The following is a 22,388-nucleotide window of genomic DNA, read 5'->3' on the forward strand; positions in this document are numbered from 1 at the left end:
TACGCCTCCGCGCCGAGCGAAAAGCTCTCTTGTCGGCAACGGACCAGTTGAGCCGTTTACCCGATGACGTCCTTGGCGACATCGGCATCTCACGTGACGAAATCATGTGCGATTTGCGAAGCCGCGCCATCCGTCATGCGGAGGCAGGCGCGGCCGGCACGACGATCGAGCGCACCAGGATCGCTTCGGCCTCGATCCCGAAACGGTTGGCCGCCGGCAGTGGCTACGCCTCGGCCGAGATCCCCTTTGGCTGGTCCACGAGCGCGCGATCGAGCCTTACATCGCGCCTTCGACAAGCAGCGGCGCGCGGACGGGACCTTCGAACGGCACTACACCTGCGACCCCAAGGACTGAATGTTGACCGACAGGAGCTGGGGAGGATCTCAAAATGATCATGTCAGTTGTTAAGTCCCTCGCGCCTGTGACGCTCGGCACCGTGCTGATCGCAATCAGTCCGGCTTCATTGTCGGCTTCTGACGCTCAGGACCTCGCGTTCGCTCACGCTGACATGCCACACAGCTGAAAGACGTCTATTTGGATTGCGAGCGGGGAGGCCGCCGGTGCGCTGGGGACGGAAGACGTGATGTACTGTTCGATGCGCGAGTTCCGACTAGGCGGGCGATAGCAGTTTGCGCATAATCTACGATGCATGGCCTTCTGCACCGTGCGACGCGGCCCTGCGATCGACCACTTCGAACCATGTTTGGACCGCGCACTTCGCCGATCAGCGCAGTAACCAACCCGCGGAGTTCCGCGAGCGACAGCCTTCAAACGAATCAGTCGGTGGTAGCGTCAGGCATAGGGTGAATCACGAACGCGCTCGCCTGCAAACCCCTTCGCCCGGAAATCTGCCCCGGTTACGCGGTTCGCCAGCAGACTGAGAAGGAGCGGCTTCAGCCGATCGCCGATGCTATTTGTTATCTTTGTGCCGAATGGCAGCTTTGCGCCCCGATTTCGGCAGTTCGACTATATCGTTCGAACTGCCGAAAGCTGTCGGGGCTCCGGCCCTCTCAAACCCTCCGCCGCCGTTGTCGCGCATGTGCCGCATGCCACCTGCCGTGCTTTCAGCGAGCCGACCTTACCTCCAGTCCGGAACCTAGCAGTCGCCCAACTGGTTCAACCTTCCGCCACGGCTGGGCAGGGGAGGGCGTGCAAAACGGTAGGCGCGACTAAGAAACGGTCGCGGTTCGAGTCGGTAGAGGGATACCGCCGATACAGTGCTGTAACCGAGTTCGTTTGCTGACGGGACTTCTTGATCGGCGCAAATAGGTCCGACTCTAACCTCCGCAACCAGTTCCAGCATAAATCACTAATAGTCACGATCTGATCAAAGCCCCGCCGGAAAAAACGGCAAGGCATTTCCCACGGCAGGTTTGGCGAAGCGCGGAAGGGCACTCTGCCGCCCAGAGTAAGCGGCCTGCACGGTGAAGACGAGAGGGACGCTTTTCCAAGCGCGGAGTTCGAATCCCTCCCTCTCCGCCAGAAACTCACTAACCATCTGGTTTATCTCCGCTTTTCGGGATGGAATTTAGGCACTTCTCCGACCTGGTACAGAAACCTGGACCAGAATGGAGGATGGCGTGCCACGATCCATGCCGCGCATCGTGAGACGAGCACATACGTCGTACTATTTCCGAATGGCCGTTCCCCGACACTTGACGCACCGGCTGCAGGCGCATGAGATCAAGGTTTCACTGCGAACGCCGGACCCTCTTTTGGCTAGATTGCGAGGGGCCAGCCTAAGCTAGCGGATGGTTTGGCCCGCAGAGCGTTCGAGCGCTGGGCTGTGAGACTTGCGCAGTGGCTGGACCGACACAGTGCGATCTCGGACGCGAGCAACCTCGGCCCGGCGCTTCGTCTGTTTGGCGTGGAGGGCTTCCGAAGCGAACAACTCCCCATTGTTTTAGCGGCCTTGTCTGGCAGTCGGTGCTGGTAGTCAGTCCGACCGGGTCAGGTAAGACGCTTTGCTTCAGCTTCCCGCGGGTACAAGGCGTTGATGGCCGAACAGGTTCCAGTCTCCTAGTAGGGTGTCGCCAAATCCTTACAAGTAGACCGCAGACACAAACGAGGCGCAAATGAACCGGACCACCCTGCTGACACCTTGACGGCACTCAATGCGTTAGGTGGGGCGGTCGCACCTAGGGATCAGGCCTCACCGATAAGAGTAGAATTCCATCCGGATCTCGTGAAAATGTCATACCAATGGTCCCACCGCCTGCCGGGTAGACGAACTCTATCTTGCCGTACCCTGCATCGCGATACCTATCCGGATTTGAAACATCAAAATAAGAATCAACTTCCGCGAGAGTAGGGGGGCGACCCAGCGCACTCGTCAGAAACGAATACAAGCTATCCAACTTCGCCCGTAACTCGCTTAGGCCATACGCGCTAGCGTTTGATCTCGATACTATTTTTAAAGGATCGTCGCTGACATCGTACAGATGCGTGGGGCCGATTACGTCTTCAATAAACGGCTTAAGTAGGCTGTCAATCGCGCTATTTAGGGCCTCTGTATCCAAATCAGTCATCGGCCGCTTCTTCGAAATATCAAACCCCGCCAAAGTCTCAACACGGTACTGTTCGACCCCGAAGTTATAGTCCACCACGGTCTCAAAAACCGTTCCATCCGAACTCTCGTATGCATCACATATTTGTCCCTGCGCAAGGTCAAGAGTGACGCTCCCAAAATCAAAGCTGTAGCGGCAGTCAATTGCGTCGCAATTCACTGGTGCCACATCTGGCTCCAGGACAACAGGTGCAAAAACGAACGCAGTAACCACACCAAAAGTGGCCGATGTGTAGTTAAAAGGATCTAACGACTCGTACTTATCAAACGGCGGCGCAGGCGCATCCAGCTTGGCAAAGTTGGCCTTTCGACTCAGCAATTCGTTGCCAGAAACGCCGTATTGCGGTTGGCCCCGACCCGACCACTCCACTCGGGTAGGAAAGGAGCTCTTGAACCTGAGATACGCAACCGACCCCGACGGCCACCTAGGTTTAAACTCATCCCATCGCGCGTATGGGTCTCCTTCGCCGGCGCGGCTGAGAAGAAACCGGATCCTATCTGAGGTTGGCGCCAACGTTCTACCCATATGTACAGGAAGCGCCTTAAGGGTCTTGATAACCATTAAGTTGACGGCTTGCCGCCGTTGCACGACGCTTAGCTGACCGTTCAAATCTTCGATCAGTGACGCGTCGTTTTGCTTAATCGCCTCTGTTCGCTGCTGTAAAAGATGTTGCCGCTGATTAGAGTATTCGGCATCCAACTTGGCACGCCTATCGAGCTCGTCACAATCGATGTTAACATCGTCATATTCCCGGCTGTACTCGTTGGATTGTCGTCGCTCAAACGAATTTAAATCTATATAACTTGTTAGCGGAGTGAAGCTGAACGCATGACCTACCAGCCCCAGAGTAACAGTAGGTAGGACGAACGCCAAAGACCTGAATTTAGTGAAGCGGGACACTTTTGCCGTCCATAACAATCTCAGTCACCTTGAGGGCGGTCACGGCTGAATAGGGAGGCTCCCACAGATCAAGCGAATCGCTCTTGGAAAACTCAAGCCGAAGAGACGGCGCCTCCTCCTGGAGGCCGGAAGAGTTCAGAACAGATCGACCGGTGAAAGAGAGCCGACCTCTCCACTCCGAAAGCGGAGTCGAGGAACTCGCCGGCATAATAAGCATCGGATCGATGTGGTCCAGAAATCGCGCAAGCGCGAGAACGAATTGCTGGCGATTCATTTCGTCAGCACAAATGCAGTAATCTTGCAGGGCGTTCGAAGTGTCGGTCTTTGCGAGGTGTGCTAGATGCTGATCCAGCCATGCAAAGGAGTCGCTAGCAAACAGCTTGATGTGTGGCCCGAACTTTTCGTCGATAGAAGCGATAACCATATTGGTGCCGGATGGTGTGAGTTGAGCAACTGTGAACCCGGAATCCGCCACAACTGAAAGTCTCAGGTCGGGGAATTTAGTTCCCGTTTTATCAGCCAGGGTGTAGGTCAAAACGATATTTGGACGGGTTTGGCAAAATGAGCGCTCATTGGTAACCAGCCTGAGCATTACCGAATTGTTCGAGAACCCAGAACTCAACGACACGCCTCCTAAAGTGGCAGAAATGCTAGTCGCGATAGACGCACCGGCACGTGGAGAGGGCTCGATCTCCAGCGACTGATGTGAAACCTGACCACCTGGGCCAATAAGAAAGGCAACAGCGGGCGGCGCCGATGCGTCGATCGTATACGCTACCAGCGCGTTCCGCGGTGCCAAGCAGCTGACGTTTGCAGAAACCACCGCATCAATGAAGGTGTCAGCGGTATTCGCAGGTGAAGCAGATAGCAAACCGCCAAACGTGATCAAGCTTGCGATAAGGCTTTGCATGTAGGTTAGCATCCGACGGGTCATTTGACCGCAAAGTTAGTCCCCGATGTTACCATTCGAGTCGACTGACTCGTAAATTTGTACTCTGCGGTCACATTCAAATCCTTCTGATATGAAGTGGATGACTTAGACGATCCAAAAACGGCATCAAGCACCTTGAATGAAATCGCGGTCGCCAGACAGCCAGTATTAAAAGCGCAGCTCTTCATTAGCGAGTCGGAGAGCACCGCCGCGCCGGATTTTCCAGGTGTGCCTGCCGGCACGGCTCCGTTACCAACCTTCAAAGTTGCAAGTTGAGCCAAGTCAATCAACAGCTGAGCCTTTATCTCGTTCGTAGCGGTCCTGCGCTCTTCAGCCGTCATTTGGCTGTTTGGATCTTGATCGTTCCAGTCAATCGAGAAGACGCTATCTCCCCAATTTTTCTCGACTGTGTTCGAGTAGCTGGAAGACTGGAAGAGCCCACCTTTCTCGCCAGACTCGGAAAAGTATTTGTAAATTTGCCATATGTTGTATTTGGCTGATACGTTAAGCTTATATGATCTCGGGTACTGAAATGTTGTTGCAAGAGCAAAGCGGGGTTTTACGTCAGAGCCAAACAGGGACGGATAGCCCAAATAGCATGCACCCAGTGCCGTTAGCTGGAGGTCGACTCCAAGTGAATCGCTCATTGCGAGGTTGGAGTCCTGACTAGTTTGCATATCAAAAGTCTGACCCTGCACCGTGTAGGCCTTGAAGAGCGGGATTCCTGTCAGGTCAAACTTGCCCTTGTCAGTACCAGGAATGGCGAAGTACATTCGCAATTTCTGAGTCTCTACCGGCGATACGAGCTTCGTCGGGTTGTCAGACTTTAACTTAGCAATGTTATCATCCCAGTTATCCTTGAAAAGGATATGCGCAAAGCCACCATCCATGACAGCGAACTGTGAGTAGTCCCTTTCGATTCGATCCTTCCCCTGTTCGAGAATCTTTTGCAATAATTCGTACTTCTTCTGCGCGGCATCCTGCTTGGCCGCATCGGCATTCGGATCGATCGATGTGATAACGTTTAACTGCTGCTGGAAGGCCACGTCCAGCTGAGTGCGTATCTGCTCGAGACTGGTGGAGACCTTGGCTACCGACTCACATGTCGATTTTGGAGCCGCGGTCTGGGCGTCGGTACTCGCGACGTCTCCACTGTTAGGCGGCAAAACCCAGAGTTGGTTGGGGTCGAGATCATCACCAAGCACCTGTGAGTTTGTGGCGTTAATGTAACTGCTGCTTGCGATTGAAGTGGGTGACGCGGTCGCCTGAGCTGAAACCAGCACCGAAAGCACGAGTACGGTAGCTGAAGTGGTTAAAACATTCAAAACGTGGTTGTTCATTCTCCCCCTCCGTGATTGGTACCGTTGCCGGCTCGTTAAGGTCCCTTGAATAGCTCATTAGAGAAGCATAATTTAACGCTGATGTCATGTGGGATCATGAATGTAGCGGTGTGTTCTTGTGTTCGCACACTGAGTTGACTTTGTTAGGGGTGGTAGCAAGGGCTGGCCGGGCGCCCGCGACAAGACGATCGCCCGGCTGAATGGCAGCCCGTTACTGGCGGGCTGGCTTCTGCGTCGGCTGGCCGATCATGTGCAGTGCCGCCACGCGATCGGCATGCTGTCGTTCGACCGTTTCTGGCCGTGAAAATCCGCTTCGGCGTTGCGTCCGCCGCCTTCAGCCGGCGGCTCGCCATGACCACTGCTTGGGCCGTCCTTCGGCTTGACTCTCTTCATCGAAGCCCAGGCCTCGATCAGTGTGCCGTCGACCGAGAAGTGATCGGTAGACAGAAGCTTCTTGACCCTGAGCTTCGCCAGCACCGCCACCAGGAACTTTGCCGCGATGTCGCCTTCCAGCAGACGGTCGCGGTTCATGCGACAGCGGAATCAGGATATGCGACGAGCACCCGTGCCGGGTCAACCTCGCCGTCGGGAAGTACCGATCGGTGCGGAACCAAGCGGATTCACGCTTGTCGGCAGCGGACGGCGGCGGTGGCGGTCAGCATCCGAGCAGGCTCCCAATTAGCGAGACAAACGTCCAGAGCGGAGGGACTTCGCCAGCCTGAACGACCGCTCTCCTCGGCTTAGTCAAGCATACCTACGGAATGATGCGCCTGGCCGGTGACAAATGAATCTCTGCTGGACCGCCGATGATATGGGGAGGCGCTCGCAAATCGCGCCCTACGCGCGGGTTGATCGGTTGATCAACATCAAAGCTTGAATATGAGAAATGCGCTAACTGTGACGGCGGTGGTCACCGTGGCTCGAGTGTCAGCAGATGTGGTAAGGTTGAGTGTCGGCGAGTAGCAGAGGTCCAGCAACAATGACTTTGAGGCGAACCAGAGCTTACGGCGCATCCGGCTTGGTTCTAGCGGTTTGCACTGTGTTTGCTTGGCAGAACGCCACTGCTGCTCACAATTGCGACGCAGCCGCGACGCCTGGCGTCAATTGGCACGAGTGTGACAAGAAGCTTCTCATCCTAGAAGGACAAGACCTGAGCGGGGCGAACCTGTTCGGTGTTGATTTCACTTCGACCGACCTCAGGAACAGCAATCTCCTTGCGGCAAATCTTGAGAAGGCAACGCTTGTGCGTGCTTCCCTGGCCGACTCGACCGCCAAAGGCGCCCGGTTCGACAGAATCGAGGCCTACAGGACCGACTTCAGCCGTATGGACGCGCAGGGCGCTGTGTTTGCGAGCGCGGAAATACAGCGCTCGAATTTCCAGGGCGCCAATCTGACCAATGTTGATTTCACAAAGGCAGAATTGGGGCGTGCGCAGTTCCATGACGCCGATATCAGCGGCAGCCGCTTCTCGTTTGCCAATCTCGCACGGGCGGACTTCCGAGGAGCGACGTTCACCGCGCCGATAGACTTTGACCGCGCCTTTTTCTTTCTGACCCGTATCGAGGGCGTCGATCTTTCCAATTCGGCGGGTCTGTCCCAGTGGCAGCTCAACATGGCTTGCGGAGACGCCCGGACCGAGTTGCCTTCTGGCTTGACGAGGCCTGAAGATTGGCCCTGTCAATTCCAGCAGGAATAGTTGTCGGCAAGCGAACTGTGCAATGCTGCACCCGACAGGATTTGAACCTGTAACTTCTGCCTTCGGAGGGCGCAGATCCTCCGCCAAGGTGGCACGTTTCTGCGGTATTGCTATTGGCGAAATCGCGGCCGAAGAGTGTTTGTGCCCCTTCCGTTCACCGCTACCGGTTCAATCGAACCGGTAGCTCCTGTCCGAATAAGTGGCAGCAACTCTTGTATCGTCGAGAATGACTACCATCGTCGTGATTATCATTCAGAAGCCTGGCACCAACGCGTCGATCATACTCGCCTCGCAGCACTTGAAATAGGCCGCGGCATCTTGGGGGGCTTAAGCTTTCGTCGGTCAAACGCCTGTCGAATGCATCTAGAGCGTTCATTCAGCAGCTTGGTGAAACCGTTCGACCGGCGTGTACTCGTTTGTCGAAGGTTCAGGAATACAGTCGCAACGGCCTCACTATGTGATCTGGAAGGTCAACTGCTGATCCTCCCGCTCAACTCCTAATGAACCAGCGGATGCCGGGCGAATGGCGCTCCAGGCCGCTACTTGGGCGACGAATGGAAGGCATTCACTCACGACCGCTGCGGGTTCTTCGACGACCCGCTGTCTTATGACTTACCTTGCGTAGACACAGTTTGTGAAAACGCGCGATAAGGTCGGCCTGCGCTAGATTCAAAGATGGCCGGGGCACCAGAAGATGGCACACCGAATGTGCAACGCAATGCTTGGCTTCGCGGCACTTGCCCTAGCCGCGTGCCAATCGGCTCCTGAAACGTCGCAACCGGCCACTCTCGAACCTGCGTTAGAACCTGGTGCCATTCCTCCCCAACCTGCCTTGGTTCCTTCCGGCTCAGCAATCATGCATCAATCCGTGGCGGTCACTCCCCCTGGCAAGGGCGTTCCAACAAAGTACGCTGCTTTTTCGGGTCTATGGGCCGGACGACTGGATGGGATGTATGACGCCAAACTTGCTGTTCAGACGATTTCTTCCAATGGAAAAGTGACGGTCACCTATGCGTGGGGAAATCTGGGCGACAACTATCCGGGAGAGGCCGCCGGCGCTGGAAGAATTGTAGGGAGCACGTTGAAGCTTGAGCGCCTACCGAATGGCGCGGAGGTCAGTTTTGTTATGCTGTCCGACGGAGCCCTCGCCGGAACCGTTAGGCTTGCTGGCCAGACCTACACGGGCGCGTTCCTCAGGCAATGATCAAAGACGCATCTGAAGGGCTATGGAGAGGGCCAAACGACTGTTCCGATTTTTGCAGCCTGTTGTTACCGGAGTGGGGGCCGTGCAGGTCGTGATCCCCAGATGAGCCAACTCGATGCAAATGATCGTCGAACTTCTTGCCCGCCGCCTTGACGGCAAGCGCGGCCTGATCACCCTTCGCCTCCCGAATGACGGCCTCGATGCTCTGGCGGTTGATATGCGAGAAATAGCTGTCGCCGGTCGGCTCGAACCATTTCGCCATTTTCACCTCAAGAGCCTATCCAAGCCGCTCTGCGCCCTTGAAGAGCGGACCTCTGATGTCGAGGATCCCGACGTTGCCACGAATTGACAGCCGCTCGCCGTTGTCGGCGTGCGCAGCACGGTACGCCTCGAGCGCCTCAGGGGTCGGATCATTTTCGCGAGAAGCGATTTCGAGCAGCTGCTCAATGCTCTCAGGCAGGATTGCCCAAGAGGCGGACATGGCACTGTCATAGGCTCGCATGCGTGATCTCCTTTGGTGACTGAGAATCGCACACTTATGGCCATAAATCATCAATTGGTTGCAATTATCCGTCGATAAATGCTCGATTTGTGCGGCTTTTGGCGATTAGGCAGCGGAAGGCCCTATGCAGAATAAGGTCAGCGAATATCCGCGGGGCTGCGCTCCGCTGGCGGGATGCCCTTCATACGGTCCCTTAACGCGTTTTCTGCAGGGCGCGTCGCGGGCAGCAGAGCACCCACGTAAGCAAAGCACAACGCGCGGCCTCCGCGCCTGCTGTGTTGCGAGCGAGCGACGCAGCGCAGTGCGCAACCAGACGCCAGCTTGCGCATTATGGGGCCGGGCCGCCGTGGCCTGTGATTGCGAGCGAGCGTGCATGAGCCTGAAACACCAAGCTGCCAGTGCAGGCATCTTCAAACCGAGTGACCTCGAGCTCGCTGCGGCGCGTGTTGGATTTGACGTTGCCGACGGGCGCATCAGCCATGGAGCGCGAGGCACACGCCGCCACGCTCGTGACGCTGTTCAAGGCCGGTATCGTTGAGGAGGCTGACCTGGTGGCGACATTCAAGTGCACTGCCCAGCAGCCATATGACAAGGCTGCCTGATCGATCTAAAGCGTTGCTTTTATTGATGTTTTTGCAGTTTTCTGTTGCGAAAAACTGGCATTAGTGCGACTATTTCCATGCAAAACGGCCCTGCCAAGAGCGGCAACTCCAGACAGGGTCTTCCAACGAAGTTCATGGAGGGAACTCGCAATGGATGACCAATCCTATATCGCACATGCTGATTTCGCGCACGTCGTTTCGACGCTCCAGGGCAGCTATTCGATCGGCAGCGCTCGGTATGCGAAGGGCATGCTCACGGTCCGCTGCCCTTCGTCGACCGGCTACAAGACCCGGGCCGCTCGCCTGATCGGCGACGGGCTGAACTGCCGCTGGTCTGGCAGGGAGCGTGCCTACATCGCCAGCCTGTCGAAGGTCGCGAGATTCGAAAAGTTGTTCGCAGAGGGCTGGGACGCCAGCTCGTTCTCCGGTGCGCTCGAGGCGCCGCGGCCCCACAAGGAAGCAGCATCATGAGCACGATTGACATCGGCCGCACGGCTGCCGGCGCAACCGTCTCGCTGCCGCTTCGCCTGGCGAACCGTCATGGGCTGGTCACCGGCGCCACCGGCACCGGCAAGACCGTCACGCTGCAGCGCCTGGCCGAGCAATTCAGCGCCGCCGGCGTTCCTGTCTTCGCAGCTGACATCAAGGGCGATCTGTCCGGCATTGCCGCCGGCGGGCGCTTCCCGATGGCGCTTTGGGACATCTTCGGCCGCCATGGACTGCCGGTACGGACGAGCGTGCAGGACATGGGCGCTGGCCTGCTGGCGCGCATGCTCGGGCTCAACCAGGCGCAGGAAGGCGCGATGGACATCGTGTTCCGGAAGTCGGAAGACGAGCAAGCCTACATGCCGACGCTGGACGATCTGCGCTGGTCGCTCAACGACATGATCGAGGAGCGGGAGGACGTCTGCCGGAAGTATGGCAATGTCACCGCTGCTTCGATCGCAGCCATCCAACGCAATTTGCTCGCGCTTGAAGCACAAGGCGGCGATCGCCTGTTCGGCGAGCCGCCGTTCGATATCCTCGACCTGATGGCAATCGACGGCGCGGGCAGGGGCACCATCAACCTGCTGCATGCCGACCAATTGCTCGAGGCGCCGAAGCTTTACGCGACGTTCCTGCTGTGGCTGCTGTCGGAGCTCTTCCGCAAGCTGCCCGAGGCCGGCGACCTGCCCAAGCCCAAGCTCGTGTTCTTCTTCGACGAGGCGCACCTGCTGTTCGCTGATGCGCCGAAGCACCTGCTGCAGAAGATCGAGCGGCTTGTCCGCCTCGTGCGCTCGAAGGGTGTCGGCGTGTTCTTCGTCACGCAATCGCCGACCGACGTACCGGCGGCGGTCCTGGAACAGCTCGGAACGAGGATCCTGCACGCCATGCGCGCACACTGCGGAATCGTTGAAGAAGATAAAGGCAGCGGCCGATACCATCCGTCCGCGCAAGGGCTTCAAGACGCGCGAGGAATTGCCGACGCTGAAGATCGGCGAGGCGCTGATCTCGGTGATCGGCGAGGACAATGTGCCGAGCGAGGTTGAGAAGGTGAAGGTGATCATGCCGGCCGGCCAGGTCGGATCGATTTCAGATGAGGAGCGCCAAGTCGTGCTCGAGTCGACCCCCCCTTGGGCAAGAAATACCATGCCGGAATGGACGAGCACGTCGCCGGCCGAGCTTTCAGCCGCCGCATGATGGAGGCGAGGGGAATTGATCCTGGTCCGGAAGGCACCGCGGCGCCGGAGGCGAACATCTATCTGAAGCACGTCCCAACGATCGATATCAGCGCGGAGCCGGGGAAGGGGATAGTGCGCAGGGTCGCCGCAATTGCAGGCTGGGGCGTGGTGATCGTCGCCGGATTAAAGTTTGCCAGTTTCCTATAGAATTAATCAGTGGAATTCTCTGTCAACCGTTAGCAATGCACATCGAGCAGCGATATTGTGGCCCGTTCTATTAAGGGGTGGGCCATGCCAGACTTTCTCGAAATTGAATTTTTGGACGTCGAAACTCGGAAGAGTGGCGATGCGATTGCAATTCGACATTACGTCAATGGACAGGTGACTATCCAGGTAGTCGACGGCGGGTATGTCGACACCGGAGAGAAACTAGCGCAGCACATAAGGGGCAATTACGGCTCTGGATTTATTGATCATGTCCTCTGCACCCACAATGACGGCGATCATGCCGGTGGTCTTCGCCTGATCCTGGAAGAGTTCAATGTTGGGGCGCTTTGGATGCTACGGCCATGGACGTACGCTGCCGAAATTGTCCACCGGTTCAATCGGTACTCGAACGCAGACAACTTGGCGCGCGTGCTGAAGGATGAATTCTCGAACCTCGCCGCGCTCGAAGAGATTGCTATTCGCCGTGGGATACCAATTTTCGAGCCATTTCAAGGCGCGCAGGTCGGTATTTTTCGTGTCCTGTCACCGACGAAGACGAGATATCTTGACCTTGTTGTCGAGTCCGAAAAATCACCGGCGATCAAACAAACGATGACGTCGGGCCTCGGAAGCTTGGTCGAGACGATAGGTCAGGTGGCGCGTGCAGCGACCAATCTGGTCAAGCGAGGATGGGGCTACGAGATCTTTTCAGCCGAAGCGGTCAGTGCCGAAAACCGGATGTCGGTTGTCCAATTCACCAGGTTCGCAAACACCACTTTTTTGCTGACAGGGGACTGCAATCAAGACTCCCTTGCAGAGGCAGCGATCTACGCGCCGTTCGCCGGCCTTGCGTTGCCGGGCGTAGACAAGTTTCAGGTGCCGCATCACGGCTCGCGCAGAGGGCTATCTACTGCCATTCTTGACCAGTGGCTCGGACCTCGCCTTGCGCAGATGCCAGCCGTAGGCCAAGAACGGTTCTCGGCAATCATCAGCTCTGCGAAAGCCGACCCCGATCACCCGCGAAAAGCAGTGATAAGAGCGATGAAGCATCGCGGAGCAAGGGTGCTCACCACCGAAGGCGGTAACGTCCGCACCGGATATAATGCTCCGGATCGAGCGGATATGGGGCCAGCTACTCAGGAGCCGTATCCAGACGAGATCGAAGAATAACTGAAATAGGGTCAAGATGATGGGTTTTCTCGACGCCTATAGTATCCGCGCGCGGCTTTTCCCGGCGATTTTGGCCATTGCTCCGGCAATCGCGCTTGCGACTGTCGCGGTCACTTGGAACACTTTTAGCTTGCCACAGGCGATCACGACGGTCTCGGTCGCGGTGATTTTTGTCGGTTTCTCGGACATAGCGCGCAGGTTCGGGAAAAAGGCTGAACGCGAGATTTTCAGAACCACAGGCGGTCGCCCGACAATCACACTGCTTCGGCGCGGAGACCCGCAATTTGCCAACGAGACTAAGGACCGCTATCGAAATTTCTTGGCAAAACAGCTTGGCGAACCTGCTCCCACCGCTGAGATGGAGCTCAACAATCCACGCAGCGTGGATGGTTTCTATGAGAGATGCGGAAACTGGCTCCGAGAGAGAACTCGTGACACTGCGAAGTTCAAAATCTTGTTCGAGGAAAACAAAACTTATGGGTTCCGCCGTAATTTGTACGGCGCGAAGTGGCCTGCGCTGGCGCTCAATGCATTGGTTGTGGGTGTCTGTCTGCTCATCATCTCACGCAAAATGAATGTTCCAAACGACCCTTCTCTCCTCCAAGTTTTCACTGTTTTGGTCATCGCTGCGATCCACGCAGGATTCTTCTTCTTTTTCGTTGGTAAAAAAACAGCCCTTGAAGCTTCCGACCAATATGGACGGCAGCTCATTCTAAGCTGTGAAACTTTAATGGCAGAAGCGAAATAGAAGGGTCCAGAGGAGCATCTTACCAAGCATTCACGCCTTCTTCATTGAGCCGCGAGGCAATTGCCTTCGCGGCATGATCCCTGCGCCTTCGGAACGTCGAATAGGCCCAGCCGCGGCGCTCGCACTCGACCTCGGTGTGGCGGCCGAGCGGATTTCCCAGAAACACTGCACTGGCTCAAGCCGTTGCTCGATTCCTAACGTCGCCGACGAGCCTCCCACTTCCCTCGGTGCTGACCGGCTACCACGAAGAACGCCTGCTTACCTATATTCGCCTGCTCGACGGCCGAGGATGCCGACTGGCGCGAAGTGGCCCGGATCATGCTGCACATCGATCCCGAGAACGAACCCGAGCGAGCTTTCCGGGGCTTGGGAAACGCATCTGGCGCGTGCCCGCTGGATGATAACGAACGGCAATATCTCCTGGCGGGCGGTGCGCCGCACTTTCTGCCATCATCGAACCGTGTTTCGATAGACCTTCAGCGTTCCGTACGGCTTCGCCGTTCCGAGCCCACACTCATAGTCCGACCGGCTCATGGTCGGGTCGTTGTTGGCGTATGCCGCCGCGCTGACCCAGTCTCGGCACGCTTGGAGGTTCTTCAAGCCGCCCTGCTCTTGCACCACATAAAGGTTGTTGCGGTCAGGGTAGAAGAAGGCATCCACAGTCTCCCAGGGAGCCGAAGTTTCTTTCCACCACCAGCCCGCGACCGTTCGCGGCGGATCGCCGAAGGCGAACCAAGCACCCACCGCGGCAATCACGAAGAGCAAACCCCCGCCGTTGTTATCCATCAGCTCCGCCTTCTCCCCGCGCTCGAGCCCTCTAGCAAAGCGTTTCGCACGCAACTCCGTCGCCATCACGAGTCCAGCTTGCGGCCCCATGGACAGTTGCTGAGATACCATCGAGCCTCGTCGCACGAGCTGATTTGCGAGCACGTCCGCCGCGGCTGGCATGAGTAGCTCTGCGCCACTTGCCGTTTGCTGATGATGCCGACCGGTTGGCTGATCGCCGGCTGCGTCTTTTCTGCGTGCTCGGCTCGCCAATCCCACGGCGCCTGGAATGTCCCGGCCCATATACCGACCTTCGCCGCCTCTGCCTTGGCCTGCTGCGCTGCATAGGCGCCGTGGCTATAGCGGAGCCAATCTAGCGCTTGGCCGTGCTCCACCATCCAACCGGCGACGCTAGCGGCGTCGGCGCGACGGCAGTCGCCAACAAAGCGCCCGTAGCGGTCCCAAGTGACGAAACTGCAATGCACCGGCCTCGAGGCGGCCAGGAACGTGTCCAGCGCGTTAGCGGCCCGGCGCCCGCAGGGATACTCCACGCCCTTCGCGTCGCCGCAGTACTGCCGGCTCTCTGGCGCATCGATGCCATTGAAACGAATCCGTTGACCGTGGATCTCGATCGTGTCGCCGTCGATGACTGAGGCGACGCCAGCGATCGGCGCCGGTGGCGGCCCGCTCCAGTGAGATAGGTTGAGGTCGGGGGCTCGATCGCCGTGCTGCATAACGAGCTGCGTCGCATAGGCTGCCATCGCGGCCAAGGTCACGAACACGAGCCGCTTCGGAACGCCGGCCAGTTGGCGCAGGCGCCTCAGCTTACGCGTTCGCCACTGGTCGGTTCGACCACTATAGCGAGACTTGCCCAACCCCTGTCTCCTCTTGAGGGGCAGAGTGCTTCTAATTGAGGGCCACGTCTAGAGCCCGACGGCGGTCGGGCCTCTTGGCCTGCGGCGCACCGCGCCTGATCCAGGAACGCGCCGGCCTCTCCGATCGTTAACTGCTTTTGATCGAGCCGCCGTCATGCCGTCCACCTCCATACGCAAAACGGAATACGACCCGGACAGCAAAACCCTCTCGGTGTGGTTCGTCGCCAGCGGCAAACGGTACGAATTCGAGGACGTGCCACCGGACACTTACGCCGCATTCCGCGCGGCGTTCGCCAAGGGCCGCTATTTCAACGACCACATCCGCAATCACTTCCGTTACCGGCTTGTTGCTACCGACGACCGATGATGAGCCTTGGAGGTAAGGATTGAGCATCCCCCGTTCGAGGGATGCGTTCCGACATACCAAGACCTAGACCCTAGTCGTGACTAAGGGACCGACTGCCGGAGGTCTAGAGTTCATCCCTCCGATGATGCCTACTCTGGTAGCGAAGCCGCCCCAGGGCGACGGATGGAGTCACGAGGTCAAGTTCGACGGCTACCGCTCCCAGATCATCATCGACGCCGGCCGCGCGCGAATCTTCACCCGGCGTGGCCTAGACTGGACAACCGGGGACGAGCCTACGGTGCCCAGCGTGCAGTCAGTCTCCGAATTGCCTGGCTGCAGTGTCCACAATGCGCTGCGCCAATGAAGCTTCGCACGGCCAAGCAGGGGAGATTTGCCGGCCGGCAGTTCTGGGGATGCAGCAGGTTTCCGTCCTGCAGCGAGATTTTGAATATCAAGCCTGCCTTTGCGACATGGATGCGGCCCGCTACGGCGCCGGGATTTAGCTCGACCCCAGCTATTAGCCCACAAACTTCTGACCTCGCACCCGAAGAATTGGAACGGTTACGGGAAAAGACCCGGCGAGCAACTGAGGAGTCAGCCGCCTACATAGCCGCCGAGCTCGCGAAAGCGAAGCTGAGGCGTGACCGGTTCGGCAGCTTAAAGCCCGTCGGCAAGTCCCGGTCATACAGAAGGCGCTATCAATGAGGCGCTCGGCAGGGCAAAGTATCATCGGAGCCGCGGTTAGGATCTTCGAGGTAGGTGTGACAGCCCTCATTGAACGATTGGCTATTTGAACTGCAATCGTCCTCGTCGGTGATCTGATTTTGCTGAGCCCAATCATAGCCGGCCTTATGGCCCGAGCAGTCTTCAATGCAGTCGTTACCGCCAAAGGTCTGTTGAGCGACTGCCGCAGGCGACCACGCGAGCGCCAAAACGCCGACAAAGAACGCAATTCGTGTCGTCATCTCATCCCCTATCCATCGCAGGCGCAGCCTGGCGCTTTGTGACACCGCTTCTCCCTCGAGATGCAGCTATCGCCGCACGCCTTGCCGGCCGAGCACGTCTTGCAGCAGCCCTCAACAGGGATGGTGGACCAGGGTATCGACGGATCCGGGCGCATGACAATCGACGCCGGATCGGACGGTATCAAAATACCCGCGATCGCCAATGCGGCGATGATCCGAAACATGAGTTCTCCCCCCAAGGAAAGCGGATCAAAGCACTGTAGAACGCGTCGTGTCCAGCGCCTCAATGCTGGCGCCTACCCTCAGCCGTCAGAGGCAAATTCCTTAAACTCTATCTTGGCTACGATTTCGGTCATGGCGTAGTGAACGAACTGCTTTCCAAGATCCGTGAGTTCATACGGCTCGATCTCATCAAAGGCCGACTTGGCTGTGCGGGGTGCATGTCCTGGTCGCGACCTCCCGGCAGGTTTCCTAAGGAAGTTTCCCGCATAGTCCGTCTGACGGACTTGCCGGATGACGCCCCCAGTGCTGAGGTCGCGGACCAACATTTTAAACAAATCGGCCTCAGCAGAGTCCTCTCTGACGTCAGGCCTTTGGAGGTTGTCCCAAATGCCACCGCGCGTGACGCCCGGGTTTCGATAAATTTCACCGATCACCTCGAAGTGGAAATCCGAATACAGATTTATCCAGTCGATAAACAGCCGCACCACGTCATCGGACGTTGTCTTCGCGGCAGCTGCGTTTGCCAGAATGTTGCGGATTCGTTGGCGTTTATATTCCGTGTCGACTGACGACCAATTGCGGAATGCCTTTTTCATCAGCGACTGGTACTCTGGCGACTCGATCCGCTCCTTGATCTTCTCGTCTTGCATATCGATGCGCGCAATGATCTCCGCGATGGTCCTGCCTTTCTCACGCAGTTCGTCTTCAAGCATCTGAAGCCACTGTCGAAGGACGTTGGTGACTTCCTCCTGCTCCTTTTCCGACCAATAGCCGGCGCCGGCCGATATGAGGCCTCCAACGAATGGGATTGCGCCGGCGATCGCGTTGATGGCCGCGCGAGCGGCCATCTTTTTGCCGTCGGGTTCAAGCTCATCTTTATCGATTTTGTCGCTATCCATCCACCGTTTCTTTTGCTGACAGAATTTGCTCTCTTTTAGCTGATCCTGAACGAGCCACCCTCCGGTTTTTCGAATTTCTTCAGCGCCGAATATGAGAACGAATCCCGCTGTGCTCTGCCGCTTGGATCCGTCCATTCACAAAGCGCCTCACCGAGACTACTCTCTCCAATATAGATCATCTTGATTTTTCCAGTCTTGTGCTGGACTTCATCGCCTTCTTGGAATTTGTGATCGGCCACATCTTTCTCCTTCGATTTGCTGTTCAAGGCTTAACTCACCGGCGGCCAGGGGGGATCCGCGCCGGGCCGCGTGCCTCCGCGCTGAGCGCCCGCGAGCTGGCGAACTCTAGCCCGCTGCCTCACGGTGGCGTGCTATTTACCCTGTAGGTCGCTGGTCAGAACTCTAACGCGGCCCGCCCCGTCCAACTGCCCTGCATCGTACTTCTCAGATGCCATTTCACGGACGGCATCCAAGCCGAAGTCTTCGATCGCTTCGGTCGATGTCACGACGAGCACGCGCTCTGTTCCGTCAAAGGCTTCAAGCACCAACTCGAACCGCTCAGTGGTTCCCTCTTCGCCAGTAAAAACCAGACCCATATGCCTTCTCCCTAACAAAGCTAGCGATTCAGCCATGTGCCATGTCGCGTTTCATGTCGTGTGGACCTGCCGATACTCGCAGGAAACCCATGGAAATCAACGGTAGCAGCTTGCAACATGGCGCGACATGAAAGGGCGCCCTTGCTAAGGTACCCTTTCGCTCAACCTGTTGATTTCATTTAAATATGCGATCTGTTGGGCCTGGACACGGTCCCCCCGTCTGACGTGCGCTATCAGCTGTTGCATCGGACCGCATCGGCATTGCTGGAGGCAAAGCGGTTCAAGACCGACGAAGCGGCGATGATCGTACAATCGTTCTCCATCTCCCGGATGTGGTTCGCTGACTTCGAACGGTTTGTCAGTCTTTTCGGCATTTTGGCTCGACCAGACCAATCCATCGTCACGGTTCTAAAGAGCGCTCAACGGCTTCGGCTATCGACTGCTGAAAATCCACACGTCTCATGACGACCTGACGTTCAAGACCTTCGCTGATCATGAGGCCTTTGGTCACGCCGTGGCATGATTAAGACGACAGGGCGCGGGGCCGAAGCCCACCTGAAGCGAGTATCGGTATCGGTGGTTCCGTTTCCCCGCAACCAATGCAACATCGCGCGAAGCATCAGGGCTGCTGATCATCAAAAACGCCGTACTAATTCCCGTACTAATTTGCAAAAAAGTACGGAGGTAATTTGCTAAATACCTGAAAATATTGGTGATCCCGACAGGAATCGACCTGTGACCTACAGATTAGGAAATTTGACCGCGCTAGGAATTCAGGTAGTGGCAACCACCGAAGTTGGCTTTGATGCCGCCGGACAGAAGAACAATCTGGACACCGTCATGGCGCAGAATTCGAACATGATCCTGACCAATCAATCGGATCGAGCCGGCGGCGACAACACTGAAGGACGGTGCGGCGCCCTGAGTTCAACAGGAGGGACTTGTGAGTTCTCCATGATCGCAGGAGCAGATCTCAGGTGCATGGGCTCAAATTCGAACATCCACGCCAGGATACTAGGAGGAGCAATGGACACCCATCTATACGCGAGACAGGCTGAGAGGATGCTTCGTGCGACCGAGACTCCTATCGTGGACGGCTTGCCGGACTTTCCGGGTATTCTCGCTGCGATGATGATTTCGCCAAATTTGGCGACGCCACTGAGTTCGCTTGCTGACACCCTTCTCGTCAAATCATTTCCGGGTGCAACGCTGACAAGATCCGAACGTGAATTGATCGCAACGGGGGTGTCCGCCGGCAACGCCTGTTTCTATTGCATGGACACGCAATGCCGCCTTCGCAGAAGCGCTGCTGCAGCATGAAGGCGTCGGCGCGGATCGTTCGCGCGCGTTAACAGACAATGTAAGATGGGACTGCTGACGACCTTGTCCGGCAAGATGCAGCGGCTCATTCGCATCGCCTTGATCGTCAAGGATAGTGGTCGAATGCTCGCAGAGCATCACATCGCCGCGGCTCGCTCTTCTGGTGCCAGCAATGCCGATATCCAGCTAACGACCTGATCGCTTCGGCGTTCTGCATGTATAACCGAATGGTTGACGGGTTTCGTGCACGTATGCCGTCAGATCCTACTACGTTCGAAGATCGAGCTCAGCAGATTGCGAGCTATGGATATTCAGATTTGCGTGTCACGGCTGTTCCAACTGCAGCGTGACATGTCGCGCGGCTAAACTGATCTCCCCCTCGCATGATAAATTTTCTGGGAAATGTGACCGATCCGTGATTTTATGGTGATCGAACTCTGCATTAATTCCAGACAGCCAAGTATATTGTGGCCGACCAAGTGAAGCAGGGTCGGTGTGGGCGAGTCCCTGGGGTTTGGGGGTGGGTCGTGTTGCAGGTCAATCTATTGGGATCGTTTGCTATCACCGTGGATGGTCGGCGGATTCACTCTGACCTGGGCCCCTCGGGGCAAAGGATGGCTGCATTCCTGTTTGCTTTCCCCGGAAGGCTTCATCGTCGGGAACGGATCGCTGATCTTTTCTGGCCGGAGATGAACACTGAGAGGTCGCGGGCCGCGCTGAACTCAGCGCTGTGGCGTCTGAGAAAGATTCTGGGCCAGGAGCCGAGCAGCAATGGTGGTAGAAATCTTCGATCAATCGGGGACGATGTGGTGCTGGACCAGGAGCCCTGGCTGCACGTGGACTCAAGCGCGGTCACAGATCTGGCAAAAAAATTGGCCGTCGGATCAGAGGTGGCCACGCTCGCAGCGATCAGGGCGGCAATCGAATTGTACCAGGGACCATTTCTCGATGGCGAAGAAGATGCCCTGTTTGTTGAAGAGCGTGAGAGAGTTCATACGTGTTTCGTCACACTCGCGCACAATGCGCTAGCCCAATATATTAGGGAAGGCCACTACGGCGATGCCATCGCTGTATGCCGCAAGATCCTGTCGTTTGATCCTTTCCGCGAGTTCTTCGTTCGAAATATGCTTGGCCTCTTATGCCTTGACGAGCAGCGAGCAGAGGCATCCAAATTCTTCGACCGGTGGCAGAAAGTGCTTCGCATGGAAATCGGGGTTGGGCCGATGCCTGAAACGGCCAAGCTCTTTCAGCTTGTTCGACAATGCGACAACCACGATGACATAGAGGCTATCCGGCAAGCACTGTGCCTTGAGAGGCGAGGACTTCACTGAAGTTGTGCTCGCGGTAGGCGACAGGGAACACATACTCGCGTTGTTCACAATGGGATCGCTGCGGTTATAGCCAAGCCGCACCACAGGGCATGACGTCACCCCAAAACAGCCGCTACAAAGAAGACGCCGATGATGATCATGCGATGAGGCCCATAGGGTTGAACCAGACCTGAGCCCAGTGAGCATCCGGAACCGCAAACACCTCCTGAGTGGAATTCCGTCAATTCAATCAACGAACCGCTCTTTGGGCAGGCCGCCAATCGCGTTGTCCGTCGCCATCAATGCGTCGGCAATTCGCCATCAACGATGCGTTTTGGCTTCGCAATATTTCGTGAGGGTTTGGCAATTTTGGAACTAGCGCCACGATGTAGGTGAGCCTTGGACGAACAGACCAAGGCGATCCGGGGAACTCGAGATGGCTACTTCAGATGTGTCTCAAACTGCCGAAGCGTGGAATTTCAAGGTTGTATTTGGTGGGGTCGCCGCTCTTGGCCTCATTTTTCAGGTTGGCCATTTCGCGGAGCATGCGTTCCAGTTTGGTGTCTGGCTTCTTGGCGACTGGTCGGACATCTGTGGCCGCGACACTCCCTGGATGTCTCCATGGGCCATGGATCTCGTTCAGCAGATCGGTCTCGTTGTGGCGCCTTCCGGCGACGCCGTGCGCCGCACAATGCTAGGAATGGAAGTCCTGCATCTGATAGGCAACGGCATTTTTTTGACAGCTCTCGTCTGCCTTTACGTGTGCCTGCCTTCGAAATGGGTTCGCTGGGCTTTGTACATCGAGACCTTCCACCTTTATGAGCACATCATGCTCACGACCAGCGCCTTCTTTGTCGGAAAGGCCATAGGCATGAGCACGCTTTTCGGGGCGGCGGGTGTTATCGGCAGCCGCGATTTCGCGGTAGGATTCAGGGTGACCTGGCATTTCGCCATGAACCTGCTGCCGATGCCCTTCGCAATGCTCGGCATCATGGAATATGAGCGCATGAGGAACGCGCTTGTCAAAGCTGGCCCGGCAGACCGTTTTCGTGGGCTACGACTGGTCTCGGGCAGATTACGTCAGGGCGAAGGCCCGGGGGCCAACTGATGCAGATCCTGCTGCGGTGAGCGTCATGTTCGCCGGCGATACAGCCCGCTCCGGGTGGCATCCCGGCGCGGGCCCGCAGGGAGCGCTCGGCACGCGTCGTGAAAAAATCGCGAGAATCATCCGTCGTGAGGCATTCGTGAGAATTCCTTGAGACGCACCCCGTCGCTTTTCGACTTTGCTGCAACAGATTGACGAGAGCGCAAACACCACTGCGCGAAATACTCCATCTAATCGAAGGAGCCTGGTTGTGGGAGAAAAAGCCTACTCAAGCGTGCCGGACAAGGTGTTCGTGCTCCGTTTCTGGGGAGACCCAGGAACTCAACCGGCTACCTGGCGAGGAGAGATCAAAGAACTGGGCTCAACCAGGCGTTTTGACAAGCAGTTCAGAGTCCGCAGCTTGGAAGCCGCATGCAAGCAAATCGCCGAGCAATTGAAATCGATCATGAGGGAATGA

28 protein-coding genes and 2 pseudogenes are annotated in these 22,388 nt (G+C 57.0%); 18 read left to right on the plus strand and 12 right to left on the minus strand.

The features are described from left to right. Together NKJ91_RS16070 and NKJ91_RS16075 are read left to right on the plus strand one after the other, a co-directional pair. Positions 1-392: YjiS-like domain-containing protein (locus tag NKJ91_RS16070; RefSeq protein ID WP_352456370.1), on the plus strand; the 392-nt coding region annotated here is incomplete at its 5' end. A 1,245-nt stretch (positions 393-1,637) separates the two neighbouring features. Beyond that, the gene (locus NKJ91_RS16075; RefSeq protein ID WP_352456458.1) at positions 1,638-1,748 is read left to right on the plus strand and encodes a DUF6538 domain-containing protein; all 111 of its coding nucleotides are present in this window, start codon (positions 1,638-1,640) and stop codon (positions 1,746-1,748) included. Between the two features lie 390 nt (positions 1,749-2,138). On the opposite strand, the gene NKJ91_RS16080 is transcribed toward NKJ91_RS16075, so the two are convergent. The 4 genes and pseudogenes from NKJ91_RS16080 to NKJ91_RS16095 form a co-directional block, all read right to left on the minus strand. Next, complete coding sequence (locus NKJ91_RS16080; RefSeq protein ID WP_352456371.1) at positions 2,139-3,467, minus strand: hypothetical protein; 1,329 nt, start codon at positions 3,465-3,467, stop codon at positions 2,139-2,141. Further along, the gene (locus NKJ91_RS16085) at positions 3,451-4,377 is read right to left on the minus strand and encodes a hypothetical protein (protein WP_352456372.1); all 927 of its coding nucleotides are present in this window, start codon (positions 4,375-4,377) and stop codon (positions 3,451-3,453) included. The genes NKJ91_RS16080 and NKJ91_RS16085 overlap by 17 nt, the downstream gene beginning before the upstream one ends. Positions 4,378-4,397: 20 nt before the next feature. After that, on the minus strand, positions 4,398-5,738 hold the full coding sequence (locus tag NKJ91_RS16090) for a hypothetical protein (protein ID WP_352456373.1): 1,341 nt from the start codon (positions 5,736-5,738) through the stop codon (positions 4,398-4,400). 276 nt (positions 5,739-6,014) lie between these two features. Then, positions 6,015-6,266 (minus strand): annotated as a pseudogene (locus NKJ91_RS16095) (IS5/IS1182 family transposase); the annotation flags it as partial. Positions 6,267-6,717: 451 nt separating this feature from the next. Between NKJ91_RS16095 and NKJ91_RS16100 the strand changes: the two are divergent. Next, the gene (locus NKJ91_RS16100) at positions 6,718-7,434 is read left to right on the plus strand and encodes a pentapeptide repeat-containing protein (protein WP_352456374.1); all 717 of its coding nucleotides are present in this window, start codon (positions 6,718-6,720) and stop codon (positions 7,432-7,434) included. Positions 7,435-8,290: 856 nt separating this feature from the next. After that, entirely contained in the window at positions 8,291-8,638 is a 348-nt protein-coding gene (locus NKJ91_RS16105; protein WP_352456375.1) for a hypothetical protein, read from the plus strand. On the opposite strand, the gene NKJ91_RS16110 is transcribed toward NKJ91_RS16105, so the two are convergent. Then, complete coding sequence (locus NKJ91_RS16110; protein ID WP_352456376.1) at positions 8,628-8,900, minus strand: hypothetical protein; 273 nt, start codon at positions 8,898-8,900, stop codon at positions 8,628-8,630. The genes NKJ91_RS16105 and NKJ91_RS16110 overlap by 11 nt on opposite strands. 15 nt (positions 8,901-8,915) lie before the next feature. Further along, a complete protein-coding gene (locus NKJ91_RS16115) occupies positions 8,916-9,140 on the minus strand; it encodes a hypothetical protein (protein WP_352456377.1) in 225 nt (74 codons plus the stop codon). 479 nt (positions 9,141-9,619) lie between these two features. Here NKJ91_RS16115 and NKJ91_RS16120 point away from each other — a divergent pair, with 479 nt between their 5' ends. The 6 genes and pseudogenes from NKJ91_RS16120 (at position 9,620) to NKJ91_RS16145 (ending at position 13,528) form a co-directional block, all read left to right on the plus strand. Next, positions 9,620-9,742, plus strand: a complete 123-nt coding sequence (locus NKJ91_RS16120; protein WP_352456378.1) for a hypothetical protein — start codon at positions 9,620-9,622, stop codon at positions 9,740-9,742. Positions 9,743-9,892: 150 nt separating this feature from the next. Next, a complete protein-coding gene (locus NKJ91_RS16125; protein ID WP_352456379.1) occupies positions 9,893-10,213 on the plus strand; it encodes a hypothetical protein in 321 nt (106 codons plus the stop codon). Continuing rightward, positions 10,210-11,422 (plus strand): annotated as a pseudogene (locus tag NKJ91_RS16130) (helicase HerA-like domain-containing protein). Before NKJ91_RS16125 ends, NKJ91_RS16130 begins: the two are co-directional and overlap by 4 nt. After that, on the plus strand, positions 11,356-11,610 hold the full coding sequence (locus NKJ91_RS16135) for a hypothetical protein (protein ID WP_352456467.1): 255 nt from the start codon (positions 11,356-11,358) through the stop codon (positions 11,608-11,610). Before NKJ91_RS16130 ends, NKJ91_RS16135 begins: the two are co-directional and overlap by 67 nt. An 84-nt stretch (positions 11,611-11,694) precedes the next feature. After that, positions 11,695-12,780 (plus strand): ComEC/Rec2 family competence protein, encoded by a 1,086-nt coding sequence (locus NKJ91_RS16140; protein WP_352456380.1) that lies wholly within the window; start codon positions 11,695-11,697, stop codon positions 12,778-12,780. Positions 12,781-12,799: 19 nt separating this feature from the next. After that, positions 12,800-13,528 (plus strand): hypothetical protein, encoded by a 729-nt coding sequence (locus NKJ91_RS16145; RefSeq protein WP_352456381.1) that lies wholly within the window; start codon positions 12,800-12,802, stop codon positions 13,526-13,528. 450 nt (positions 13,529-13,978) lie between these two features. Here NKJ91_RS16145 and NKJ91_RS16155 read toward each other — a convergent pair whose 3' ends face one another. Then, positions 13,979-14,380 carry a hypothetical protein gene (locus NKJ91_RS16155; RefSeq protein WP_352456468.1) on the minus strand — a complete coding sequence of 134 codons (402 nt, stop codon included), beginning with the start codon at positions 14,378-14,380 and terminating at the stop codon, positions 13,979-13,981. Continuing rightward, positions 14,380-15,168 carry a thermonuclease family protein gene (locus NKJ91_RS16160; RefSeq protein ID WP_352456382.1) on the minus strand — a complete coding sequence of 263 codons (789 nt, stop codon included), beginning with the start codon at positions 15,166-15,168 and terminating at the stop codon, positions 14,380-14,382. Before NKJ91_RS16160 ends, NKJ91_RS16155 begins: the two co-directional genes overlap by 1 nt. A 154-nt stretch (positions 15,169-15,322) precedes the next feature. Between NKJ91_RS16160 and NKJ91_RS16165 the strand changes: the two genes are divergently transcribed. Together NKJ91_RS16165 and NKJ91_RS16170 are read left to right on the plus strand one after the other, a co-directional pair. Beyond that, positions 15,323-15,535: a KTSC domain-containing protein gene (locus tag NKJ91_RS16165; RefSeq protein ID WP_352456383.1), complete on the plus strand. Its 213-nt coding sequence runs from the start codon at positions 15,323-15,325 to the stop codon at positions 15,533-15,535. Positions 15,536-15,697: 162 nt separating this feature from the next. Next, a complete protein-coding gene (locus NKJ91_RS16170) occupies positions 15,698-16,219 on the plus strand; it encodes a topoisomerase DNA-binding C4 zinc finger domain-containing protein (protein ID WP_352456384.1) in 522 nt (173 codons plus the stop codon). Here the strand turns inward: NKJ91_RS16170 and NKJ91_RS16175 are convergent. From NKJ91_RS16175 to NKJ91_RS16190, 4 genes are all read right to left on the minus strand, one after another. Next, entirely contained in the window at positions 16,213-16,479 is a 267-nt protein-coding gene (locus NKJ91_RS16175) for a hypothetical protein (protein WP_352456385.1), read from the minus strand. The genes NKJ91_RS16170 and NKJ91_RS16175 overlap by 7 nt on opposite strands. A gap of 302 nt (positions 16,480-16,781) precedes the next feature. After that, a complete protein-coding gene (locus tag NKJ91_RS16180; RefSeq protein ID WP_352456386.1) occupies positions 16,782-17,600 on the minus strand; it encodes a hypothetical protein in 819 nt (272 codons plus the stop codon). A 35-nt stretch (positions 17,601-17,635) separates the two neighbouring features. Continuing rightward, entirely contained in the window at positions 17,636-17,866 is a 231-nt protein-coding gene (locus NKJ91_RS16185) for a hypothetical protein (protein WP_352456387.1), read from the minus strand. A gap of 105 nt (positions 17,867-17,971) precedes the next feature. Further along, on the minus strand, positions 17,972-18,196 hold the full coding sequence (locus tag NKJ91_RS16190) for a hypothetical protein (RefSeq protein WP_352456388.1): 225 nt from the start codon (positions 18,194-18,196) through the stop codon (positions 17,972-17,974). Between the two features lie 195 nt (positions 18,197-18,391). Between NKJ91_RS16190 and NKJ91_RS33845 the strand changes: the two genes are divergently transcribed. The 6 genes from NKJ91_RS33845 (at position 18,392) to NKJ91_RS16215 (ending at position 22,388) form a co-directional block, all read left to right on the plus strand. Beyond that, a complete protein-coding gene (locus tag NKJ91_RS33845; protein ID WP_502903600.1) occupies positions 18,392-18,661 on the plus strand; it encodes a DUF6946 family protein in 270 nt (89 codons plus the stop codon). 315 nt (positions 18,662-18,976) lie between these two features. After that, complete coding sequence (locus NKJ91_RS16195; protein ID WP_352456389.1) at positions 18,977-19,516, plus strand: carboxymuconolactone decarboxylase family protein; 540 nt, start codon at positions 18,977-18,979, stop codon at positions 19,514-19,516. A gap of 45 nt (positions 19,517-19,561) precedes the next feature. Next, a complete protein-coding gene (locus NKJ91_RS16200; RefSeq protein WP_352456390.1) occupies positions 19,562-19,714 on the plus strand; it encodes a hypothetical protein in 153 nt (50 codons plus the stop codon). A gap of 416 nt (positions 19,715-20,130) precedes the next feature. After that, positions 20,131-20,847, plus strand: coding sequence for an AfsR/SARP family transcriptional regulator (locus NKJ91_RS16205; protein WP_352456391.1), 717 nt, complete (start codon positions 20,131-20,133; stop codon positions 20,845-20,847). A 415-nt stretch (positions 20,848-21,262) separates the two neighbouring features. Beyond that, on the plus strand, positions 21,263-21,934 hold the full coding sequence (locus NKJ91_RS16210) for a DUF6008 family protein (protein ID WP_352456392.1): 672 nt from the start codon (positions 21,263-21,265) through the stop codon (positions 21,932-21,934). A 247-nt stretch (positions 21,935-22,181) separates the two neighbouring features. Continuing rightward, positions 22,182-22,388: a hypothetical protein gene (locus NKJ91_RS16215; protein ID WP_352456393.1), complete on the plus strand. Its 207-nt coding sequence runs from the start codon at positions 22,182-22,184 to the stop codon at positions 22,386-22,388.

It is taken from the genome of Mesorhizobium sp. M0040 (genome assembly GCF_040323505.1).
GTDB lineage: Bacteria > Pseudomonadota > Alphaproteobacteria > Rhizobiales > Rhizobiaceae > Mesorhizobium.